General features: G+C 59.3%; 17 protein-coding genes and 2 pseudogenes. 7 read left to right on the forward strand and 12 right to left on the reverse strand.

Going from position 1 to position 21619, the window contains the following annotated elements; translation table 11 throughout:
• Nucleotides 1–46: 46 nt before the first annotated feature.
• Nucleotides 47–646 carry a hypothetical protein gene (locus H1204_RS31765; RefSeq protein WP_243468931.1) on the reverse strand — a complete coding sequence of 200 codons (600 nt, stop codon included), beginning with the start codon at nucleotides 644–646 and terminating at the stop codon, nucleotides 47–49.
• Nucleotides 647–1236: 590 nt separating this feature from the next.
• Here H1204_RS31765 and H1204_RS31770 point away from each other — a divergent pair.
• The 3 genes from H1204_RS31770 to H1204_RS31780 all read left to right on the forward strand — a co-directional run bounded on the left by H1204_RS31770 (nucleotide 1237) and on the right by H1204_RS31780 (nucleotide 4851).
• Complete coding sequence (locus H1204_RS31770) at nucleotides 1237–3438, forward strand: hypothetical protein (protein WP_180734509.1); 2202 nt, start codon at nucleotides 1237–1239, stop codon at nucleotides 3436–3438.
• A 33-nt stretch (nucleotides 3439–3471) separates the two neighbouring features.
• Complete coding sequence (locus H1204_RS31775; RefSeq protein ID WP_180734510.1) at nucleotides 3472–3705, forward strand: hypothetical protein; 234 nt, start codon at nucleotides 3472–3474, stop codon at nucleotides 3703–3705.
• Between the two features lie 108 nt (nucleotides 3706–3813).
• Nucleotides 3814–4851, forward strand: coding sequence for a glycoside hydrolase family 75 protein (locus tag H1204_RS31780; RefSeq protein WP_180734511.1), 1038 nt, complete (start codon nucleotides 3814–3816; stop codon nucleotides 4849–4851).
• Nucleotides 4852–5149: 298 nt separating this feature from the next.
• Here H1204_RS31780 and H1204_RS31785 read toward each other — a convergent pair whose 3' ends face one another.
• Complete coding sequence (locus tag H1204_RS31785) at nucleotides 5150–5578, reverse strand: DUF4431 domain-containing protein (RefSeq protein ID WP_180734512.1); 429 nt, start codon at nucleotides 5576–5578, stop codon at nucleotides 5150–5152.
• A 495-nt stretch (nucleotides 5579–6073) separates the two neighbouring features.
• Here H1204_RS31785 and H1204_RS31790 point away from each other — a divergent pair, with 495 nt between their 5' ends.
• From H1204_RS31790 to H1204_RS53010, 3 genes are all read left to right on the forward strand, one after another.
• Nucleotides 6074–6376: a hypothetical protein gene (locus tag H1204_RS31790; RefSeq protein ID WP_180733348.1), complete on the forward strand. Its 303-nt coding sequence runs from the start codon at nucleotides 6074–6076 to the stop codon at nucleotides 6374–6376.
• Between the two features lie 529 nt (nucleotides 6377–6905).
• Nucleotides 6906–7100 carry a hypothetical protein gene (locus H1204_RS53005; RefSeq protein ID WP_346015771.1) on the forward strand — a complete coding sequence of 65 codons (195 nt, stop codon included), beginning with the start codon at nucleotides 6906–6908 and terminating at the stop codon, nucleotides 7098–7100.
• A 155-nt stretch (nucleotides 7101–7255) separates the two neighbouring features.
• The gene (locus tag H1204_RS53010; RefSeq protein WP_346015772.1) at nucleotides 7256–7588 is read left to right on the forward strand and encodes an SOS response-associated peptidase family protein; all 333 of its coding nucleotides are present in this window, start codon (nucleotides 7256–7258) and stop codon (nucleotides 7586–7588) included.
• A 429-nt stretch (nucleotides 7589–8017) separates the two neighbouring features.
• Here H1204_RS53010 and H1204_RS31800 read toward each other — a convergent pair.
• The 6 genes and pseudogenes from H1204_RS31800 to H1204_RS31825 form a co-directional block, all read right to left on the reverse strand.
• A pseudogene (locus H1204_RS31800) lies at nucleotides 8018–10198 on the reverse strand (Tn3 family transposase); the annotation flags it as partial.
• Nucleotides 10199–10457: 259 nt separating this feature from the next.
• Nucleotides 10458–10778 (reverse strand): type II toxin-antitoxin system RelE/ParE family toxin, encoded by a 321-nt coding sequence (locus H1204_RS31805; RefSeq protein ID WP_180734513.1) that lies wholly within the window; start codon nucleotides 10776–10778, stop codon nucleotides 10458–10460.
• Nucleotides 10775–11056: a type II toxin-antitoxin system Phd/YefM family antitoxin gene (locus H1204_RS31810; protein ID WP_180734514.1), complete on the reverse strand. Its 282-nt coding sequence runs from the start codon at nucleotides 11054–11056 to the stop codon at nucleotides 10775–10777. Before H1204_RS31810 ends, H1204_RS31805 begins: the two co-directional genes overlap by 4 nt.
• 534 nt (nucleotides 11057–11590) lie before the next feature.
• Entirely contained in the window at nucleotides 11591–12718 is a 1128-nt protein-coding gene (locus H1204_RS31815) for a molecular chaperone DnaJ (protein WP_180734515.1), read from the reverse strand.
• A gap of 203 nt (nucleotides 12719–12921) precedes the next feature.
• Nucleotides 12922–13955 (reverse strand): annotated as a pseudogene (locus H1204_RS31820) (nucleotidyl transferase AbiEii/AbiGii toxin family protein).
• Nucleotides 13952–14665 carry a DUF6088 family protein gene (locus H1204_RS31825; RefSeq protein WP_180734516.1) on the reverse strand — a complete coding sequence of 238 codons (714 nt, stop codon included), beginning with the start codon at nucleotides 14663–14665 and terminating at the stop codon, nucleotides 13952–13954. The pseudogene H1204_RS31820 and the gene H1204_RS31825 overlap by 4 nt, the downstream one beginning before the upstream one ends.
• Before the next feature lie 383 nt (nucleotides 14666–15048).
• Between H1204_RS31825 and H1204_RS31830 the strand changes: the two genes are divergently transcribed.
• Nucleotides 15049–15198, forward strand: coding sequence for a hypothetical protein (locus H1204_RS31830; protein ID WP_180734517.1), 150 nt, complete (start codon nucleotides 15049–15051; stop codon nucleotides 15196–15198).
• A 548-nt stretch (nucleotides 15199–15746) separates the two neighbouring features.
• Here the strand turns inward: H1204_RS31830 and H1204_RS31835 are convergent.
• From H1204_RS31835 to tssM, 4 genes are read right to left on the reverse strand one after another with little or no spacing between them, the layout of a single operon-like run.
• Nucleotides 15747–16664, reverse strand: a complete 918-nt coding sequence (locus tag H1204_RS31835) for a hypothetical protein (RefSeq protein WP_180734518.1) — start codon at nucleotides 16662–16664, stop codon at nucleotides 15747–15749.
• Nucleotides 16665–16688: 24 nt separating this feature from the next.
• Nucleotides 16689–17279 carry an OmpA family protein gene (locus H1204_RS31840; protein ID WP_180734519.1) on the reverse strand — a complete coding sequence of 197 codons (591 nt, stop codon included), beginning with the start codon at nucleotides 17277–17279 and terminating at the stop codon, nucleotides 16689–16691.
• 57 nt (nucleotides 17280–17336) lie between these two features.
• Nucleotides 17337–18062, reverse strand: coding sequence for a type VI secretion system-associated protein TagF (gene tagF / locus H1204_RS31845; protein WP_180734520.1), 726 nt, complete (start codon nucleotides 18060–18062; stop codon nucleotides 17337–17339).
• Nucleotides 18059–21586 (reverse strand): type VI secretion system membrane subunit TssM, encoded by a 3528-nt coding sequence (tssM, locus tag H1204_RS31850; protein ID WP_180734521.1) that lies wholly within the window; start codon nucleotides 21584–21586, stop codon nucleotides 18059–18061. Before tssM ends, tagF begins: the two co-directional genes overlap by 4 nt.
• Nucleotides 21587–21619: the final 33 nt, after the last annotated feature.

Here is a 21619-nt window from a genome sequence, read left to right on the forward strand (position 1 = left end):
CTAATCCCCCACTTGCATTGCAGCATCTGAAGTCTTCGTGGTTTAACTAGTACGAAAAACTAGACAGCCATGCGGTGAATGCATCTGTCATCTGTCTCGGCTCCAGTTTCTCCAGTTCGTCCGCGACTCGCGTCGTCGCCTCGGTAAGAGAAAAAGCCGACGTATCAACACATACCCAGCAATCGCGCGGCAAATATCGCCTGAAGAACTCCAATCTAACGTTGTCGAGGTATCGAGAGACGTCCGTTCGCGCGAGAAACGGGTGGCAACTACCACGTTTCACTAACCGTGCCTGGCGAACGTCTTCGGAGACCGTCAAGTGCACAATCTTGTCGGGCAACAATATCTGGCCCGTCGACAATAAGTTTTGATAGGTACGGATCGTCGCCGCGACGTTTCCTCCACGATTGAACTTACGACGAGCGCACCCGAATGCGACGACGCTCACGAGCGACGTGTCAACTAAGACGGGGCGGGAGCGCTTCTGAGTCAATAGTGCTGCCCGATGTTTCTCAGCATTCCGCCAGACATGCGATTCGTCGTCGTCTGTTTTGTGCTCGAACGAACACATTAGGACTTGGCGAAGCTCTGCATCCAGCGTTTCGGTATATTCCGGGAGAAAATGCCCTTCGACCTTCTCCACCATCGCAGCGCAACAAGTCGTCTTTCCAGTTCCCGCATTCCCTTCAAAGCAGATTACATGGTCGCATTGCATTGACATGATCGGGAATCCCCTTCTAGTGCCGCGTCAACACTTCGGTAGCGGGATGCGAACGTTCAAGGTTGTGCTCAGCGTGACCAAGTAATATGTGAGCGTGCATGTACGGATCCCAGTTTGATGTTCGGTAGCGCACAATAAGCTGGGTAATGCGCCATCGGACTACTCGTCGCAACGTCCCCTCGGGGAACGCTAAACGAAGATTGACGACAATTTTCGCTGCTTCGCTGAGTGACCGGTTGTGGCCGTTAATTGCCAATCGATGTGCAATCAACGAAATCATTGCGCGAACGGCAACACGCAACCCAAACCAGTCACTGGCTACCGCTCGAAAGCGGCCGTTCGCCAGGCGACGATGTTCAACCAAATTTCTCTTCTGCTTTTTTCTGAGCGAACTATATTTGCTAAAGAACCTCGGCGGCAAACCGACTTGGCCACTTTTGGATTGCGCTTCGTGACGTTTTAACGACGACCGGATAGCGTGTAATAGATTTGAAAGATGGTTGAGGAGGGGAAGAATGATCAAAACGACAAAAGCGCACCCAATTGTTGCCCAGGCGCGTCGGGTGCGCCAAGCAACCGTTCCTCAAACACAGGCGAAGCGGATCGCAGCTGGCCTTCCACGCCAGCCGAAAACCGTTCCGCGGTCACCGGCGAAACGGATTGCAGCAGGCCTTCCCAGCCAGCCGATAGCGAAAGCCCGTTCGAGCCCGCCGCCACAACAAAATGCATCGAATCCTAAGTTGCTACAGTGTGCTTCGCCTGGTACACGGAGTGGTCCCTCCTTCGAACTAACACTGCGTCGGCCGATTCTGCTTGCGCCCCCTCCCTTGGACGTTAAACCTGACGTCCTTGCCACATTGAGGATTGCGGGCACAGCAATAACCACGAAAACGGTCGGGTCGACGAAAATTTCCACTCTTACCCCGTACTTCGGCCTTGACGTCACGTTCACGCAGACGTGGAATTTGACCGACGTGACCTTGGGTGACCTGGCCTCTACCATGGCACTGGCACCGGGCGAAAAGGTGACCTTCGAATTTCAAAGTTCCCAGCGGAAGGTTCTGGAACAGTCCACGATGGATTCGACAGAGTCACTTTCCTCCATCGAAAGTACGACCGCCGACAAGGAGGCCATAAACATTGCCCGTTCCTCCACGGAGACCCAGGGGTGGCATGTGGACAGTACCGCCACCCTGACTTGTGGCTACGGTTCACTGAGTGTCAGTGCGGGCTACAATAAAAGCGTAACCGACTCGAACAGTCAGGCTATCAGCCACATCCACGACACTACCGTGCACTCCGCCAAGAGCCTGAAGGCGCTGCACAAAATCGAGGTGAAAGGGGTTACCGAATCGACTGTTTCCAATCGAATGACGCGGACCATCGAGAATCCTTATTTCGACCGCTGTGTTTCGATTAATGTTTTCCATCTGCTTAAGAAATTTTCTGTACAGACTGCACTGTCGGAAATGCGTTATGCAATCGTCCTTAGCATCGACGATCTCGCCTTTAACAACGACTTTGTATTGAATAACGGGGATTTTCTGCGTTCATATCTTCTTGATTCTTCCTTGCTTGACGATCTGCAAGTGGCTGTTCAGGGAGCCAAACCGGCGTTGACGCAAACAGCGACCCAAGCGGCGAAAGAAACCGCGCAGCGCGCCTTGGCATATCTCTATGATTATTCCCCGTCTGTCCCTCGCCCGACAGCACACGACCTGTTTCATCTGCCTGACCTGAATAACGTAATGGGACGACCCCCTGTTCCTCAGACCGTCGTGAACGCCTTCACGGAGAACCTGATGGCTGGCCAATTACAAGGAACTGCCGCGACAAATTTCCAGAACTCCGGTTTCGGCAAATCGAATGACCAGCACTGCATTCAGCTATTCACCATATTGGGATTTTTCTATGGCGTCATCCAGGAAGATGTAGATAACCCCGATCCGGCAACCCCGCCTGGCTCGCCCAAGGTCAACATCCTGGGGGTCGGCCAAAATGCGGTGAACATCGCCGTTGCGTTGGCCACAGGCGTCGGCGCAGTTTATAAAGATGTCTTTACAGACCCTCTTAAGAGCGCCGAACTGATAAATGTTATGAAGGAAGACGCCTTGACCGAAGTAATCCGACGTGTTCCTGGCTTCCTTACCATCGTCTCGGGGATATTGCAGCCGCTGCTAGATCCACTTAAGGTCGAACAAGCGGCACTGGCAGACTACGCTCAAGCCCAATTCGTGCTCCAGCGTTTGCTGACACATCTCGAGTGCAATCGGCATTACTACGTTCAGCGCTACCTTCGCTATGTTTCGAAGGTCACGGCTAACCAGGCCATTGTGGACTTCGCTACAGATGCGCTGAAAGTGCTTGTTGATACCCCCGGTGTTTTACCCCAGGACGCGAACAAGAATCCGGTGGTCGCAATCGGTGACTTCGATCTCGACAGAACGTTCATCGACAAGACAGAGGTAGTAATACCAGGGATTGTGGCGTTGGGCAACGATGTTGTCACCACTCTGGTCCAGACGGTGCTGGGTGACAAGGACTTGCTCCCGGTGGTAGACCCGGGACCCTTGGTGGTAAATGACCTGGAGGTTGCGGCCGATGGAATCCATATGGAAGTAGTGGAGGGCGCGTGCCCTCCTCTAAAGAACGTACCCGCGCCACAGCCAGGTGCCAGCATCACCGTTAACGACTTGCAGGCCTCGATCAACAATTGATATCGTCCTTGCGAGCCTTGGAAGGAGCTTTGAATGGCAGACGGTTCAACGCAGTTTGATGTCTCATTTTTCCCTCTTCCGACGGGAAATCACGCCGCAGCAGCGGATGACATCACAGCGAAACTCGAGCAAGCCTCGTCCGATGGCGACTGGAAGATTGCCTGGATGGTAACTACGTCCGAGGGCGTCATCATGGTGCTGCAGAGGCCTACGCCGGCGCCCCCACCGGCAAAGGTGTCCCTGGGCGCGTATGCCAGCGGCAGCTAGCACTATGCGAAACGCCGGAGCCAGCCGATTCTTTGGCCTCGTTCATCAGGTTCGAAGATAGACTCGGGTCCATACGATCCGTCCCGATACGACCTGAGGCGAACAGCGATGGCAACTGCAGTGCCGCGGATATTCCCCGAGGCGTCACCCATCTTTCCGGCTACCAAGGGCAGTAGTCCTGCCCAGCGCGTAGACATCCTGCAAGGGAGGGGCGAGAAGACGTTCTTCTATACGACTCCGGGAATGGAGATAGATTACGACGGCGGAAAAGGCGCCTACCACCTCCCAACAAAAACCGCCCAATTCGGGAAACCTCCTGGAAAAGACAACATTTTAAATGCTTCCAAAAGCCCAAAAAAGACCCGAGTGCCATCAGCCGGAGAGAGGTGGATATCAGCCAAATGGCCGCAACTTGTAATCAATAAGACAACCAAGTTCCCTTACACCTACACGATTGACGGAGACCAGAATTATTGTGTGTCGAAAACAACGCTTCACGACCCAAGACCCGGCCTGTCGGATCGAGATACAGCTAAGTGGGTGGATGCAATGAGCATCCCCTATATCGTGCTGCCAGGAAATTTCTGGACGGAGCACGGCGTTGTCACCGGTGACCTCGCAACCGTTTACAACCAGACGACGGGAAAAATCGTGCATGCGATCTTCGCCGATAGCGGGCCCAGGAATCATGTCGGGGAAGGGTCGTCCGCATTGGCCAAGGCCCTGTCACCTCATGACCAAACGCCCCTCACGTGGGTTGTCTACCCTGGTTCGGTCCGTCGCCCCGCTTGGCCAGTAGCCACCACAACTATTAACAGCGAGGGACAGCGGCTCTTCAGGGCGTGGGGAGGCACGCTTAGAATCGCCGACATGCTGATCGACGAGATGCAAGTTACATTGAACTCGCTGGAAGTACCCGGGCTACCCCCGTTCGCAATTCCGAAGCTTCGAGACATACTGGACGCTGCTCAAGCATCTATCCGGGCAAGTAAAGGAAATCCTTCAAAGAGGGATGACGCCATTGGCGAACTGGACAACTTCGTTAAACAAGTGACCGCTAGCAAAACATTCCCTAGTCGGGTCGCCGCTAAGTTCCGAAACCAGGCCGAGCGGGCACGCACAGCACTCTCAGTGCCGGAAGATTGAGGAGATTGGCGGATTCCAGCCCGACTGATATGTCAGCTGCTGATGGAAGTGCTTCTCCACGGACAGGTTCTGTTGATGCTCCGAAGCATAGGGATCTCTACCCGCGGTGGCCGATTTCCGACCTGATCTATGCGCCGCTGGAGAGAGGTCCGTGATCAAGGTCGGGTGAACGAGACGGGCGAGTCATACTCTTATGTGCGGGTAGCTTGAGGCCTTTGGAACGCCGATTGTTGACGATTTAGCTCGTCGCGTCGAATGTCCGCTCGTGGCCGATTCCCGTCTCATGCGAACCGCATACCTACCAACTCCACGCGTCGATTGGTTTAAGCGATCGTACGTCTATTAACAAGGGCGTTCGGTGATGACCTGTCAGAGGTGCGAACGGAACACCTATGATTCGCACCCTGCGACCGATTGCCTTTTCAGTCTCGAACCGCTCTGGATCTTGAACAATGAGCTGAACAAAATACGTCCGGCCAGCGTCGGGGCCAAACGAGGTTAATGCCTTGGAATCGGAAAGCTGCGTCGTCGGCGTGGCGGGCAGTTGCAGAAACAGCGAATGCTCAATTCGGTCGCCGCCCGGATTCTCTCCGTATCCGGATGGACCATAAAATTCTCCGACCTCCAGAACTCCTTCGAGCGTGATCGGAGGCGCAGGTTCGGCCGCCTTGCCGACTATCACCACGCCGAATATGGCGAGAGCCAACGCGAGATAAGCAGGTTTCATAGGAGCCGCGCTCAGGGTGTCTAGTAACGTGCGGATTGTCGGCGATCTTGATGTGATTGGTCTCTTCCTGGCCGGTTTGAGGCAGTGCCGCCGGCTATTTGCTCACCGGAGAGCGGCCATTGAGCGAGGGCGGTTTGGATGACGACCTCGACTGGCGACGCGTGCCGACTCTAGCCTGAGTCGCCGGAAGCCGGTCGCCTACTGCACCGTCGTGTTTGCTGCCGAGGCAGGGTAGGCGACGGGCATTGCGGTACAAAATCAGTTGCAGCGGGACCGCCGGGTAGTACCAGAATTAGTTGACGACGAGTTTGTGCTGAAGCCTTACCGGGCGTGCCGCGGTGCATAATGCTGCGCTGCACAACGGAGGTAACAAATTCGCTTGCGCGAGCGTCTATTTTTTTCATTCTGAGCGCCCCGCAGCCCCGCGCTGGGCGCAGCAGGCGAGTCAACGCAGGGGAGTGCGGGGAGCGCGGCCGTGATTAGCTGGAGCGACGCTTGCGCGACCCTGATGCCAGAATGATCCGGTCTTCATCGATCGGAGTGCGCGAGGACATGATTGAGTATGTGAGTGAAGCCTTGCTGGCGGCGCTTTTTCCACCGGACGCTGGCGGCCCCGACGTGTTGCGGGTCGCGGGACCGGTAGCGGTGGACGATGCGGTGGAGGCTAGTGGTATCGAGTACGCCGGAACGTGCCATCTCGTCTTCTTCGTCGACGTGATGGCCTTACGAACGGTTCCGCCAAACCTGGCTCCCGGCACGGTGCGGCTGATTGAGCCGGCGGAGAACCCTGACAGGTGATGGAGACGAGTATGCGCATTTTGATCGTCAGCACGATACTGTTTGTCTTCGGAGCGTCCCCTTTCAGCGCGAATGCGAAAGTCGACCAACCTTGTGTATCCGTCCAGACCAGCGTGTGTAATTCCGCACTCTCGCAATGTCGATGCAATTCTTCGGGTCGGACGACGGAGTCTGACAGCGTGGCCGAACAACAGAGACGGTGCGCCCACGACTGCCAGGAGGCTTATCAAAAGTGCGTCGATGACGCCGCGCGTTCGTGTTACCGATAGGGCGGCCAGTCGGACAGGCACTCGCCTTCGGCGATGAATCCGGGACCATTCTTTCCGCCGGCACCGGAGAGACTGCGCCACCTGTACTCGCCATCGCTGGCGGGCGAAGCGGAGCGACGAAACTTTTTTCCGGACACTTCCGGTGACACCGAGACTTGATCCTTGCCGCTTGCGACAGGCGGCAACAGTCAGGCAAACGGAAAAAGTGTCGCTCGCATTGCCGCTCCCTGCACTACCATGGCGGATCAAGGAGGGTCGCCATGTGCACGAGCTACGAAGCCAATCCGAACGACGCCTGGGACGTTTTCAGCCTCTTCCCGCAGCCCGACTTCGACTACAAGGGCGAAATCTACAAGGACTATTACGCGCCGATATTCCGGAGCACCGGCGATGCGCTAGAGACAGTTCCGGCTTCTTTCGGCATCGTGCCGCGCCGACACATTCCACCGGGGTAAAAGTGTTCGACACGATGAACGCGCGCTCGGAGACCGTCGACCAGAAGCGCAGCTTCAGCGGCGCGTGGAAGAACCTGCAACTGTGTTTGATTCCTTGACGCACTTTCTTCGAGCCCAACTATGAGACTGGGAAGGCGGTGCGTGGGAAGATTGGCATGGCGGACGGCTCCTCGCTAGCGATCGCTGGCTTGTGGCGCCAGTGGAAAGAGGCTGACGGCTCGTCGACGCTGGCGTTCACCATGCTCACTCTCCCAGCGGCCGATCACCCGCTGATGAAGCGCTTTCACAAACCGGGCGACGAAAAGCGTTCGGTCGTGATTGTTCCGCCGACAAGGTACGCCGAATGGTTGTCGAGCAGTTCGACTGATGCTGCGCGTTCGCTCCTGCAACTTTATCCAGTCGAGGCCATGCGCGCCGACCCGTTTCCTCTGCCGCCGCGCAAGCCGAAGACGGTGGAAACCGAGGCGGATCAGAAGCAGCTTCTATGACTGGGCCTTGGCGCGCTCCGGACGTGCTGCTCGCAGCGCTCGCCGGACACATCGCCCAGATGCGCACGAAGGGAAGGGCGGGTCATGAACTTGAAGCGGTTCCTGAGGAACGGTTACCGGAAAGAAATGGCGTTGGATACGGCCTCTTATCGGAGGATTGTCGCCGACGTCGAGCAAGTATCCTGTCGGATCTCTCAGGTTCTGCCCAGTGACCCTCGGAATGGGGTGCCCTTGATTTCCGTGCATTCTTCCGGTTAGAGCCGCCTAAGCCAGGCGCGGCTTCGCCTTGTGGCCCTGTATAAATTCCTTTTTCTATCAAGCATATGCTGACTACCCGTCAGGAGCGCTCCGGTTTGCGTACGGCGGATTGAAAAGCCGATATTCCAGACGCTGTCTGGAATATCGCTTTAGTGTGCAGCATCCGCCTGTCTAGGCTTGGCGACTGGCGGCAGAGGCGGGCAGATCGCTCGCGAGACTTGGCAGGATTCGTCGCGCGTATCGAGCCACAGGGAAATTGAACGTCCCGCGTAAATTGATGCCTTCCAGGTGCGTTGGGGCGATTCGCCTCAACTGATCAGAATCAAGTGACTGGCCCGTGGCAACCTGTATTTCATCGACAGCGCGTTGCATGTAAGTCGTGTTCCACGCCATCAGGATGTTAGAGAGAAGTGTCAGTGCGGAGGAAACTGCGGACAGTGACTCCTGACGCCGCGCGAGTTCGGCAGGGATCTTGCCGATATGGATTGCACGCTGGACGTTGTGCACGGCCTCGCCCCGGTTCAACACATGCTGCAGCTCGCTCCTGAACGCCGCGTTGGTGAAGTAGTCGATCAGAAAGATGCTTCTGAACAGACGCCCGATATGAACACCACCTTCGTACACGCTCTGTCCACGCGCAGCCGAACCGAAACGGGTGAGGGCATCAACTGCCGTGCACTTTCCCGAACGAATAGACGCAGCGATTCTCACGAACTCGTCCCAAACCTCCGCGATGAGATCGAGTCTGACATCGCGATCAGTAATCGAGGCGAGCTGCGGCGGGACATCGTGTCTGCGGGGAACGTGAAGACGACGATCACGAAGATGCGACAGGCGAGGGCAGAGATCAAAGCCTAATACCCGGGCCATTCCCATCGCAAAGTCGGTGTACCCATGCGTGTCGACCGCAAGCGCCGCGATGTCCGTGGTTGCACTCTGCCGCACGACACCTTCGATTGCCGCACCCGCCTGACGCTCATTCAGCACAATGGGCTGATCGTAGAAGATGCCCCAGCGATCGAGCATGTGTGTGTACATTCCGATAGATGCTGTACGACGCCGTGGATCAGCGCGAGCCTGCCAGACAGAACGCGTGGTCTCAAGTGACATCATGTCGGACGATGCGAGATCTGCACGTCCCCAGTGAGCAGCGACAGGATGCTCATGCATGAACTCGAGAACGGCATCGGCTGCAAGCCGAAGCATTCGTTCATCCTCAAGTCGCTTCATCATCTGGCGGATCGCGGCCGGCGAAACCTCCGGAACCATACGGGAGATGTCTGCAGCCGAGAGCGAAGTCCCGTGCGCCAGAACCGCTGAATAGACCATTAGCAATTCGATCCGTGATCGGGGTTCGCGCCCCAGCAGGACCCAACTGAAGCGGGTCGCGCTATCAATCTCGAGGATGATCTCCGGTAACTGGCCGGGCGGATGGGCTTCGAAGATCGCGCGCCGCAGGTGGTCGGCCTCTGCGCTTTCGGGTTGAGCCTGCAACGGATCCAGATGTACCGCCGTGTCGATCCGCACCTTCCCGTCGTCGACTGCCTGGCGAAGCAACTCAAGGCGCTGGTCGAGGTGCGCCAGGATCGGGTTCAGAAACTCCTTTGGATCCTGAGGAACGCCGAGATGCCCGTACAGATTGTTCCGCCTGGTTGGCCACTCTTCGGCCGGGATAAGCATGTGTGTCTGGCTGCGGAACGAGAAGCTGTGCCGGACAAAGATGGTGCCATTGCGCAGCGCGACCCGCAGGGCAAACAGCGTGGCCCATTCGAAAGCGATCATCGCCTTGAGGCGATCGTAGCCATCGATCGCTTCGCGCCATGCCCGACCAAGCCGGATGTTCACGCCATCGGGCAACAGATAGACATGACGTCGATAGAGCCCTCGCAGCAGCCCGATCGCGTCGAGGACGGGATGTGCCGCTTCCGCTTCGAACGGCAACTGCACAAGACGCATCAGCAGATTGCGCGCGGATTGACGTCTTAGAATGAGGCATTGACGGATCTGGCTGCGCCTGTTTGGCGTATGGGGCTGCAGAACCTGATCTGCCAGCGCGCAAAGCTCTTTACGCAGGTTTTCATGCGACAGCGAATCGTCGGTGGCCAATGCCTTCACGGCGACAGCAAATTCATGGAGCTGGTCGGCGGCTTTTACCCGTGCAGCATCGACGTTATGGGATGCGTCGCCGACGGCTTTCTGTACCCAGCGTCGCAGCATCGAAAGCACCTGGTTTGTTGATGTGCACAGGGCATATCGCATAAAGCATGCGGCCTCCAGCCTTCGGCCGTGAGGCTCGATCCGCTTGCTGATCGACGGTGGCCGGCTGGCGCAACGGCGCGCGTAGTGACGAACGCCGCGGTCGGGAAGCTCGGCAGTGGAGTAGCCGTCAACCATCGACGAAATCGAATCGCAGACTCGACCGTGCTTCTACCGATGCCATGTGCGCGGAGTCCAATTGATAGGTATCCGATGTATTTGACATAAACCAAATTAGCGGAATTTTGTAGGAATCCCATATAATTACCAAGCTCGAAGCTCGGCGAACTCCACGTGGCATTGTCTTTCTGAATCAAAAATGCCTCAATCCGAAGATTGAGGCTCGTGCCTGTCTTTACATTCTGATGAGTCGTTTTGCGAGTATTGCCTTCAGGTCTCTTCTGGTGTCGCTTATGATGTGTATGTAGATGGTGTCATTTGCAATCTGGTAGATGATTCTGTTCATGCCGCTGATGACTTGATAGTAACCAGTAAGTTGGAAGTCCATCAGTTCAGGTGGGTTGCTGCCCTTCAGTGGAAACTCTTCTACCTGTTTGATTGATTGCTGTATCTTGGTTCGGGTCTCAAGCCACGTCCTGTTGCCAAACTTGTTGATGATGTAGCGTCGCAAGTCTTGCAAGTCGGACTTGGCAGGCCCGAGAATGACAGACTTCATTCGATCCCTTCTTCCCTGTCCATGCGTTCCAGTTCGGCAAACACTTCGTCCGTGGGCGTGAAGTTGCCAGTCTCGATGTCCTTCTGACCCATCGCGAGAATCTTGAGGAGGGCAACCGTCTGCTGCATGTCCTCATACGATTGGGCATCCTGCACGACAACCTTTGCCTCGCCGTTCTGGGTGATGAGCATGGGCTCGCCGCTCTCGGTGATGTCCCGGACGATTTCTGCTGCGTGGCTTTTCAGGTAGCTTATTGGCTTGACCTGACTCGGTTTCATACCCGCTCCCTTCGGTTGAGATTGCAGGACTAAATATAGACCTAAATTCGGTCCGAGTCTAGAAGGAGGCGCCATGAGGCTGAAATAGGGGATGGTTCAAATAAAGAAGGCTCCCTGTCAAGACACCAACCGTGCGTCGGATCATAAATTTGATTTGACATAAGGTTTTTTAGCGCAACATAGCAGTAGTCCTTACCAAATTAAAGCGGACCAAACGCGGCCAGCAGACACGTCGACTGGGTTCGTACGTTGGGAGCAACAACGTCAGGCCGCGATGGATCAGGTCTTTGCCGATCCGTGTCGCCTCGCTTATGAGGTAGCTCTCGGCTTCGCGTGATCGGCGATAACGTTCTGACGAAAGGTTACAGCGCGCTGAATCCGAGGAACAGGCCGTCGGGCCAATCGCCGTCCCGCTAGGGGAGGGGCTGCTCTGATGAATACGTTATCAACAGGCTTACGCACAGAAATTGTGGATAAGCCGTCAGCGCGAATTCTACCGCACTGGCGATGCACGGCTATTGAACGCCCGGTTGTTCAGAATGGCATTTCGTCGAAGCGAAGTGCTGCCCGCTGACGCTTCAGGTGTTTTAGCCAGGTTTTGAGTTTCCGAAGGTCTTCGAACACGAGCAGATCTTTTTCCAGATCGCGTATGCTGTGCTGAAGCTCAGTGATGTCACCCGCGAGATTGCGTACGACGGTGTCGGGAGAGACTTCGATAAATGGCGGAATTCCATAGGCCTGCCTGAAGCCGGCCTCAACATGATGGATTTCCTGATCCAGTTCGCCGAGCTGCTCCTTCAGGATGCTGTTGTAATGCTTTAGCCGGTCTTCGCTGATATCGTTGATCGTGCTCTGGTCGATGTGTTCAAGTTCCAGCTGCAGTTCCAGCAATTGCAGGAGATTGTTTTTGGCGTAGGCCTGGTTGACCCGCTGCATCAGCGCAGTTTTGCGCTCCCGCTCCTGAGGATCGGATTCGCGATCAGGATGCAGGGCGCTGGCAAGTTTGCGATAGACCTCGCGGATAGACTGGCTCAACTGCGCCTGCTCGGCCTCCTGGCGGGCCTGTGCGGCGAGCTGCTTCACCGATTTTTTCCGTTTGGCACGACGTTCCTCACGCGCCTGGTTTTCGGCAATTTCCTGCGCCTGTTGCTCTTGCATTCTGGCATGAGCACGCTCCAGGACCTCGTCTGGCGAGGTCATGTCAAGGTCGTCACCCAGTTCAACACCGAGCATCGCCTCCAGTACCGACTTCATATCCTCGAGTTCGGCCGCCGCTTCGGTGTCATAGTCGGATGGACCGTGCCTGTTGTAGATGGCTTTCAACTGCGGATCGTCGCGCTCTTCGAGTAGCTCGCCGGCCAGACCGGTGATCAGCTCCGAGATCATGCGGCGCTCGGATGCGGTCAAGCCTTTCTGGTTGCCGGCGTCATCAAGTCGGGAGACCATCTTGACCTGCAAATCCGTCGAGGCCCGTTCGAGCGGAAGCAACTCGTCGAGGTATTTCTTCTGGAAAACAGGCCTTACCGCCTCCCACGCAACGAGACGGTTACGCCGCTTTTCAATCTGCCTGATGAGCGTGTTGAATGCCTTCTGGCCCTTCGACAGAGCGGCCTTGTTGTGGCGCGGAGCGATACTGACGGACCTGCGGTTCGTCCTCGTCATGGGATAGATTCCTCCGGTTGCTACGGGCAAGCAAAACAGGCCGATATTTTAACCGGACGATCGAGCCGGTATTGCCTCAGCCCGTGCTCGCCTGCATCGGTTCACGACTCTTGCAAACCATCAAAGCGAAACGCGTTGCGCCAGCGGGACTCTTCGCGGGTGTCAACATTCAAGTGTTTTGTGAGCTTCACCAAGCCCTGGCCTCAGCCATTGATCTGACGCTCGACCTGTTCCACAGTCGCCAATACCTCATCAAGGGATGGTGTGCCGTGAAAGATCATCCCGGCCATCGCGTCATAGTCGCGACGCAGACCGTCGCGCATCGCCTCGGGCGGCGATAGTGTATAGGTGCCAGCTCTGGCCAGTTCAAGAGCGAAATCCGCACTTCCGAAGAACAGCCGCGCGTGCCGGGCGCAGTCTTCAGCCAACGGCTGGTTGCGTAGCCAGTCGGATGCGTGCGTGCTGAGCGCAAGCTGATGAACGTCGTAGAAGTGTCGCGATATACGCTGTCCGCCGTGACGCAGCTCTCCACGGCGTTCATACCATTGACGTAGACCATGCAGGATAACGATCTTGTCCCATAAGGTGCGCTCGGGCTGGACGGTGGTTACCTCCGCGACGTCAAGGTTGAGATGCGGAACATCCGCGGCGACGTAAGGTGTGACCATCGCGGCCGCGTGCGGATCGAGGGCGGATTTGGCACCTGCCTCGATCTTGACGGCATAGCGAATGTACAGGCCAGAAGCTGCGGTTACGGCCGGATACCACAACAGCTGTGTCTGACCGTCACGGTCGTCAGGGTCGGGCTCGAGCCTGAAACCTTGCGGGATGAACTCATTGGCCAGGGCTTGCAGCTGAGCCGTAAGATCGCCACGGATGAAGGCCTGACACGCGGTGCGGATTGCATCGAGCCGTTTGCGGCGCTGTTTGCCGCTCAAAAGCTCCAGTTCCTCGGGTTCTGCGTGTTGTCCGATGTCGTCGCGAAAGACGGTGATGTCGATGTCCTCAGAGAAGCGCGAAATCAGCCCAAAGGCCTTGGACAGCGACGTACCACCTTTGAAGAGCAGGCGCGGCCCATTTGTGCTCATGCCGTTGAAGAGCGCGTCGAGGACCAGCAAACCCAGAAGTCTTTCTCGACGTTCTGCACCGCAGTGCCGAGGCGCGCTGCAGTTTCGAGGAAGAGATTTCGGCGATCGCCGTCGGACGCCGCGATGATGTCCTTGTACGCTTCGTTCATCCTTGTCCTCCCGCATCTACGGCTCGGCGCGTCCGTTGCGCAATCAGGTCAGTGCCGCGAGGCAGGGGCTTGGCGGCCTTGCTCGGGTCGAAGTTGGGGATGGACTGCAGGAATTTTTGCATCCAGATAGGCAGATAGGCGAAACCGTCGATCAGGTCCTGCTTGATGTCGTCGCCATGGCCAGGGTCTGACAGAACCACACCAAGGCGGCCCCGGACCCGGTCACCATCGCTATCCAGCGTGTCCTTGAGCCAGTGGAGAGCCTGGACGACACGCATTGCCGGCCGACCGGCCCAGTAGAGGCGGCTTGGCGCGGTGCGTTTGAATTCGATCAGCAGGTTTTCGAGTTTGATCGAACGCCGTCGAGCGTCGGTATGGAGCGTGACCCTGGCCGGCACGGCGTCGGTGAGGCCAAGATCGTTCGCGGCGGTGATACCGTCGACTAACACCCGGAGCTGATCGCGTCTGGCAACAGCCTCGACCACGGCGCGATAGTCGGGAACGCTCGGGCGGCGCGTAAGCCGGTTGACCGCCGGCATGTCATACAGGCCGCGATCGATCCGACGGAGCTTGCCGCTGGCGACGAGCCGCTGCAGTGTTTTGTCAACGAGGTCGCGGGAGGCCCACTGGGCAAAATCGGCAGGCACCCAGACAGATCCCGGCGCGCCGGCGCTGACGATTGAAATCATGCGGTTGCTGAGCTCGGTCACGGCTCCTCCTTGTCCTAAAAATGTACACATTTTTCGGACAATCTGCAAGTCGGCCACTGTCCGAAAAATGTAGGCATTTTTCGGACAACCCCGACGCCCACGCTCGAGCACGCGCGACGCGGATAAAAACTCCGCCGGGCGCGGCCGCCATGACTATCATGTACATGTGGCTCGTGTTAACGGCACGTGGCCGCAAAGCGGGGCACAGGCGGGGCTGGCGGGAAACTGGCCGCCTGTCTGTGTCTCGCCAGAAACGGGTCCGCAAAGATGCGGGCCATTTTTTTGCCACCGCTTCAGCGGTTTTACTGGCACGGAGACGATCGATGGCGCAGTCCTACGGGCAGTCATGGACGTATCGGCCGGCTGCGTAAGAGGCGACGATCATGCTCGAACAGCAGATGATCGGCAGGGTTCGAATCAACTATCTACCCAGTTGCATCAGCCCGGATGAGGTCGAAGCTGCGTTGTCGAGAATCAGTCCGGCAGAAGCAAACGTATTTGCGCATGAGGCGCTCGAAGGATATGTTCGCTGAGCCTGATCTGGACCAATCGGGCGGCGGCCGTTCTGAATGCGCCAATCAGCGGCATTGCCCAGACCTTCACGGCCAGTGATCCCGACAAGATCACCGGCCTCGCCAACGTGATGGTTCAGGCAAGCCGCAAGATTGCTCACAGGTTGACGTGTTGAATGGACCATGGCATGGCGACGGCCGGTGGGACACCAACCATGCGAAGGACCAGCCGATCATGGCGCATGCGGAAATTGTCGGCACACCGCGTGTCCGTGCCTTTGGGAAGGCATAGGCGCCTCCGCCGGAACGGATAATTTGACATAACATAAATTATCGACGTTTCGTATGTAGCGGCTAAGTTGTAATGTCCGCTTTTAGCCAAGTTCAGATGTCCGCTTTTGCTCCCTAGGCCACGCGCTGCGCGCATGCTGCGCGCATGCTGCGCCATGGTGATCGCTCTGGGAGCCGGACATGAACGCACGTGGATTCATCACGATCAGCATGCACGAACTCGAGCGAATGAAGATCATCGAGGCGACGTCCAGCGGCTACAGATATACCTCCGCGTGTCACCGCCCAGCAGTGGTCACTGTCTTCTGCAGCTTGTTGCGTATCTTCGCAATATCGACACCGCCCGGACCAGGCACATCCGCAAGCGGCATATAACGCGCCGGCGTATGCAGCAGATACGCCTGCATCTCATCGATGACGATCCTGTCGCTCGGGTCGTAGCCCATGCCCTCCAACTGGCGGGTCAGCTCCGCGCGTTCCTCGTAGCTGAGTTCGTGCCACCAGAACGAGCGGCATGCGTGCGCGTACGCCTCGTTCGAGAAATATTGCCAGTGACCCAGTTCATGACTGAGGATCGCCGCCCGAACGGGCGCATCGATCATCTCGCCGCCGGGGGCCGGACCCAGCCCCGGAATCGTGATCAGAAAATCATGCGTGCTGCGTGCCTGCCAGTTGCCATCGCGCTCGACGATCAGCCCCATCTGCACGACCACGCGTTGCAGCGTACGTTCGCCCGGTGTCAAATCCAGACGCTGCTGGCGTGCCACGTCGAAGAAGTGCGCGAGTTCGACCGAGCTGAAATTGTTGCCCGCCGTCAGTCCCGCCGGGTCCGCACCGAAGCGCCGCGCATGAGTCGCGATCGCGGCCATCGTAACGATATGATCGCGCGGCATGTCGCGACGTTCGAACAATGCGACCACCCGCGTAAACATCGCGCCCTGCTCGGTCAGGCTCGGCGCGTGCATCACATACAAACCCGGACGGTCGGCAATCGCAAAGAGCGCGAGCCTGGCATCGCCTGGCAGCGACGCATCGAGTTGTGCGAGTGGAATGCGCCGAATGTCGATGCGCTCGCTCTGCATTTCGAGCCGCGTGGTGCCCGCCTGCGCGCATGCGTTGTCCGCGGACCACCCCGCCGACAACGAGAGCGCGCAGGCCGCCGTCAACCTGATGCCGTGTCTGTAGGAAATTGTCATCGCCGCCAATACGGCCGCTCGCGCCTAGTTCGTCACCGTAACGATCGTCACGCGGCGGTTTTCCGGCGCGGTCGGATTGCGCCGATTCAGCGGCTCCGACGATCCCTTGCCGACTGACGTCAAACGCTCGGCCGCGATACCGTCCTTCTGCGTCAAATACTCGACGACGGCGGCAGCGCGGTCTTCCGACAGCTTCATGTTCGCATCGGCCGAGCCGCGCGGGTCCGCGTGTCCCTCGACACGGAAGCGATACGCCGCAAGCCGGTCCGATTGCAGCGCGTGAGCCACCTTGTCGAGCGCGGCTTGCGCGGTGTCGGTGAGCGTCGACGAGTTCGTCGTGAACGTGATCAGCATCTGCAGCGATGCCGCTTTTGCCGGTGCCGCCGGCTTCGCCGCCGCGCCCGGCTTGTTCGACAGCACGAAGCCACGCGTGACGATGTTGTCGTTATCTTCCGGCGTCAGCGCTTTGGTCACCGAATTTTCATCGATGTCCTGCTCCTTGACCACCGGGTCTTCCGCATGAGCGGCACTCACACACGCGACCACACACAGCGCGGCGACCCACGCCCCGCGCGCCGGGCGTCCCGTCAGAAAAGAAACGATTGAGCCAGACATACCCCGACCTCCCATCGATGCCTACACTGTCTACCGCTTCGGACCTTCGAGCGGTTCTCACAACCGTAATTCGACAACCGAGCGCCAGCCGCTGCGAGCCTTATCAAGCAGGCCGACAAAACGCTCGCCATCCGGCAAGCCCTTCCCTCCCAGCAACGACGCTGGCACCGCGCTCGATCCTTCCGTCCACCACGCGCCTGATCCCGCTGCCGCGTAGAGCGCGAGCAAAGCGGAGAAGCGATCGGGGGCGTCGGCAGCCTGTTCGGTTTGGTTCGGTTCGTGCCCCTCCTCTTCCACCGGATACAGCCGCCACGCAGTTGCAGGCGTTTGCGCTGGCGCCGCCGTCAAAGGCCCCCACGCATCGAGTTGCGCATCGAAACGCTCCAGCACGAAATCCGCGTCGAGCGTCGACAGCGCGCGCCGCATGGCGTCGTCGTACCAGGCCTGCGCGCCACCCAGCCAGCTCGCGATATCGTCGCGCGGGAGCGGCGCGGCGAGCGTGAACGGAAAGTAGCGCCCTACCCGGTCGACACCCGGCATCAGCACACCCGCCCATGCCGACTCGCCGCATACGTCCGCGCCGAGCGCAAAACACCAGATCGGCGCATTCAGATAAACGGGCAGCCATTGCGCGCCGAACCATCGCTGCGCGAACAGCATGCCCTGCTGCAAACACGCATCCCATGGCGTGACGAATCCGGACGGCAAACGCCGCGTCACGAAGTCCCCATGCGTGCGCACCTTGCCGAAAAAACCAGGCCCCTGTGCAATGAACCCGCTCATAACCGGTCAGGACAACGGAACTGTTCGAACACCCCGCGACGGAACGGATTCGTCACGCTGCTAGCGTCAAGCTGAAGCACGAGCGGGTGTCCGTCGGATTCGAAAGTCATCTTGAAGCGGTCCGCTTGCGCGGTCGGCTGCAAGCGCGCGTTGTCCACCAGATGCAGCAGCGCCCATGGTCCATCCGCGCGCGCGGAATCCCCCGATGGGTCGAAATCCACATGCGCCTGTCCGGTGCCTTTGCCGCTCGGCCACTGGAACACCATCGATTGATCCACGTGGGCGGCAACCAGTTGCTGCCCGTCGATATCAATCGTGGCGTGGTCGATGGCAGGATCGATATCGAGCACCTTGAGCGTGAAGCGAACCGACACGTCGCGTCCTCCCGCTCGGAAAAACGCATCCCTGATCTGCGCGGCCCGCTGGAACTGCGCCAGCACGTCCGCCGGAATGCCGAGCGAATCGGCGCCCGTGCGCCAGCGCCATTGCGGCCCCGACATATCGACCAGGGTGGCCAGGTTCTTCTGGAAAAAATCGTCGATCAGGCCGCCTGGCCCGAGTATCCGACTGAAGTCGTCGGGCGCTGCATCCCGGTTGGAGCCGCGTACCAGCGGGTAGCGGCCATCGAGCGCCTGCCGGCAAAGCTGCGCGACATTGGCCTGCCACAACGCATTCAGGCGCGCACGTTCGCCGCCGATCATCAGCATCGAGCCACCGCTCGCGATGTCGTTGGCGATGCCCGCAAGCGGAGCGGGCGCGCCCTGCGCGACGAGTTTCAGCTTGTTCAGCGCGTCGCCCGGCGGCGCGGGCAGTCCTTGCTTGCGCGCCGCGTCGGACGCTTCGAGATACGACGCCGCGTCCTTGAGCGCCGCGAGTTGCGTATCGAGCGGCACGGGACCCGCCGCACCGGGCTTGCCCGCGAGGTCGTGCAGCGCCTGAAAATGCGCATCGACGGGATTGACCTGCGCGGGCGGCGGCGCCGCATCGTCCGGCTGGCTGCCGAGAGCGTTTTCGAGCCGCTTCTTCACCGCATCGAGCTTGTTGCCCAACACCGCGGCGCCCTGTTCTGCCAGCGAGCCACCTGTCTTCACCGTGCCGAGCGTGGTCTCCTGGGAGGCAGCAACCATGAACGCCTTCAACGGCGAATCGGGCGCGGCCAGCACGTTCGCCACGCGCGCGCCCTTCTCCACGCCATCGAACGGCACCACGGCGACATCCGCCAGCAGCGCGTCCCACTGCTTGATGTACTCGTCGTAGTACAGCTGCGTCATCGCCGACTTCAGATCGTCGATGCCATTCGGCGTCAGCACGGATTCCTCGCGACCGAGCACCCAGTTGTCTCTCGCGACATCGACTACGGCTTCGTCGCGCAACTGGCCAAACTTCTGATAGCCCGCACGCGTATAGGCGCCCGAGACGCCGCGCGTCAGCGGCGCACCACTCTTTCTGACGAGCACCAGCGACGCGTTGCGACCGGCGGCGGCCGCGACACTGAATGGCGGCAGCTTGGCCTGTTCGAGATCGCGCGCGACACGATTGAACATGCGTTGCGCGAGCGGCATCTTCGCAAGCGTCGTACGCGCCTGCGCGATCAGGTCCTTGTCGAGCGGCAGCGACGCGTCGAACTGCGCGGGCTGGAACAGCGCCGCGAGATGACCGTCGATGTCGTTGCGCTGATCGTCGCTCGCATTGCTCAACGGCCCGCGCCGCCAGTCGATGTCGGCCCATAGCCGCACGGAATCGGCGTCGAAGTGGGCCGAATCGCCGAGCATCAGATACGCGCGCAGCACCTCGTACTGGAAGTCGGGATTGTTCGCGTCGCCGCGCCGCAGTTCGTCTTCCATCCTGTGCACGACGAGCGGCAGCAAGGTCTGCTTCAGCAGACGCCGGTAGCTCGCCTGCGCTTCGAGGCCCAGCTTGTCGCCCTGGTACAAACCGAGCCGCGACAGCCACGGCACGCTCCTGTTGCGATCCGCGTAGCCGCCAGGCAGGTCGCGGGCCGCATTGAGCAACGGCAGCAGCAATAGCGGATCGTCGCCCGCGCGGGTGTTCTGCGCGAGCTTCTGCAGTTCGGTCACATGCTGCTCGACATTGGCGATGTAAGCGCGGTTGCGCTGATAGCTGACGAAAAACAGCACCAGCGCGAGCACCACCGCAATGCCGATCAGCCCTAGCGCGATGCGCTGCAGCCACGTGCGGCGGCGCTCCAGTTTCGGGTTGGTGCCTGCCAGCCCGGCTTCCTGAAAAATCACGTCGCGCATCAGCCGCGTGATGAAGTACGCCCGTCCGCTTGCCGGGTCCGGCAACACGACCTGACGCTGCAAGCCGAGTGCCGCCGCAACCGCGCTCATCACGCGGTCGATTGGCCGCCCTTCCTGGGTCCCGCTCGTGAAGTAGACGCCGCGCAGCAGTGCCGCCTCATCGAAGCGCGACGTGCTGAACGTTTCCTGCAGGAAGCCCGTCAGCATGTTTTCGAGGCCGGCGAACTGCTGCGGAAAACCGTACACGAGCGCACGCCGGCGCGTGTCGGTCTCCTGCTGCATGCGGTGCAACACACGTGCCTGCAACTGCTTTTCGAGCGCAGCGAACTCGCCGGGGAACGACGCCAGCGCTTCGTCCGGGCCGCCCTGCGCAACGTAAGGGAACGTCACGCCCCACACCTGTTCGCGCTCGTCACGGCCGAGGTCGTCGAAGAATTCCGCGAACCCCGCCAGCAGGTCGCACTTCGTCACGACCACGTAGACGGGAAAGCGCATCCCAAGGCGGGTGTACAACTCCTTGAGTCGTTCGCGCACCGCGCCTGCCTGTACCGCGCGCTGCGTGTCGGACAGCTGCAGCAGATCCTGCACCGACAGCGCGACGATCACACCGTTCAGCGGCCGCCGCGGCCGGTATTTGCGCAACAGTTGCAGAAAGCCGCCCCATGCGGCCTGATCCGCTTCGGCGAAGCTGTCCTGCGTGGTGAAGCGGCCGGCCGTGTCGAGCAGCACGGCATCGTCGGTGAACCACCAGTCGCAATTACGCGTGCCGCCAACACCGCCCACTGCCTGCTTGCCAAGCCGGTCGGCGAGCGGAAACTTGAGGCCCGAATGCAGCAGTGCCGTCGTCTTGCCGGTGCCGGGCGCGCCGACGAACATGTACCACGGCAACTGGTAGACGTACTGGCTACCGAAGCGCCCCTTGACGCGTGCCTTGCGCAGGATCGCCATGGCCTCGTCGAAGCGCTGCTTCAGCGCGGCGACATCGGCTTCCGATTCTTTCCTGCCAGGCTGCGGCGCCTCCTCGGCGACCACCCGCGTGAATTTCACGTTCGCGAGCCGCACGATCAGCCAGCGCACGCCCCAGTAGAGCACCCACAGTGCGAACAGCACCGCGATCACGATCCAGCGGCTCGCGGCCGTTTCGAGCGGCGCCTTGCCCGCAAACGCCAGCAACGGCCCTTCGATCCAGACGATCAGCGCAAGCGCCAGCACGCCGAGCAACGACAGCACGATCGGCCGCATGAACCAGCCAAGCAGTTTCATGAGCAACCACCTTCAAGGTGCGGCGCACGGAGG

Origin of the sequence: Paraburkholderia sp. PGU19 (genome assembly GCF_013426915.1) — a bacterium.
GTDB lineage: Bacteria > Pseudomonadota > Gammaproteobacteria > Burkholderiales > Burkholderiaceae > Paraburkholderia.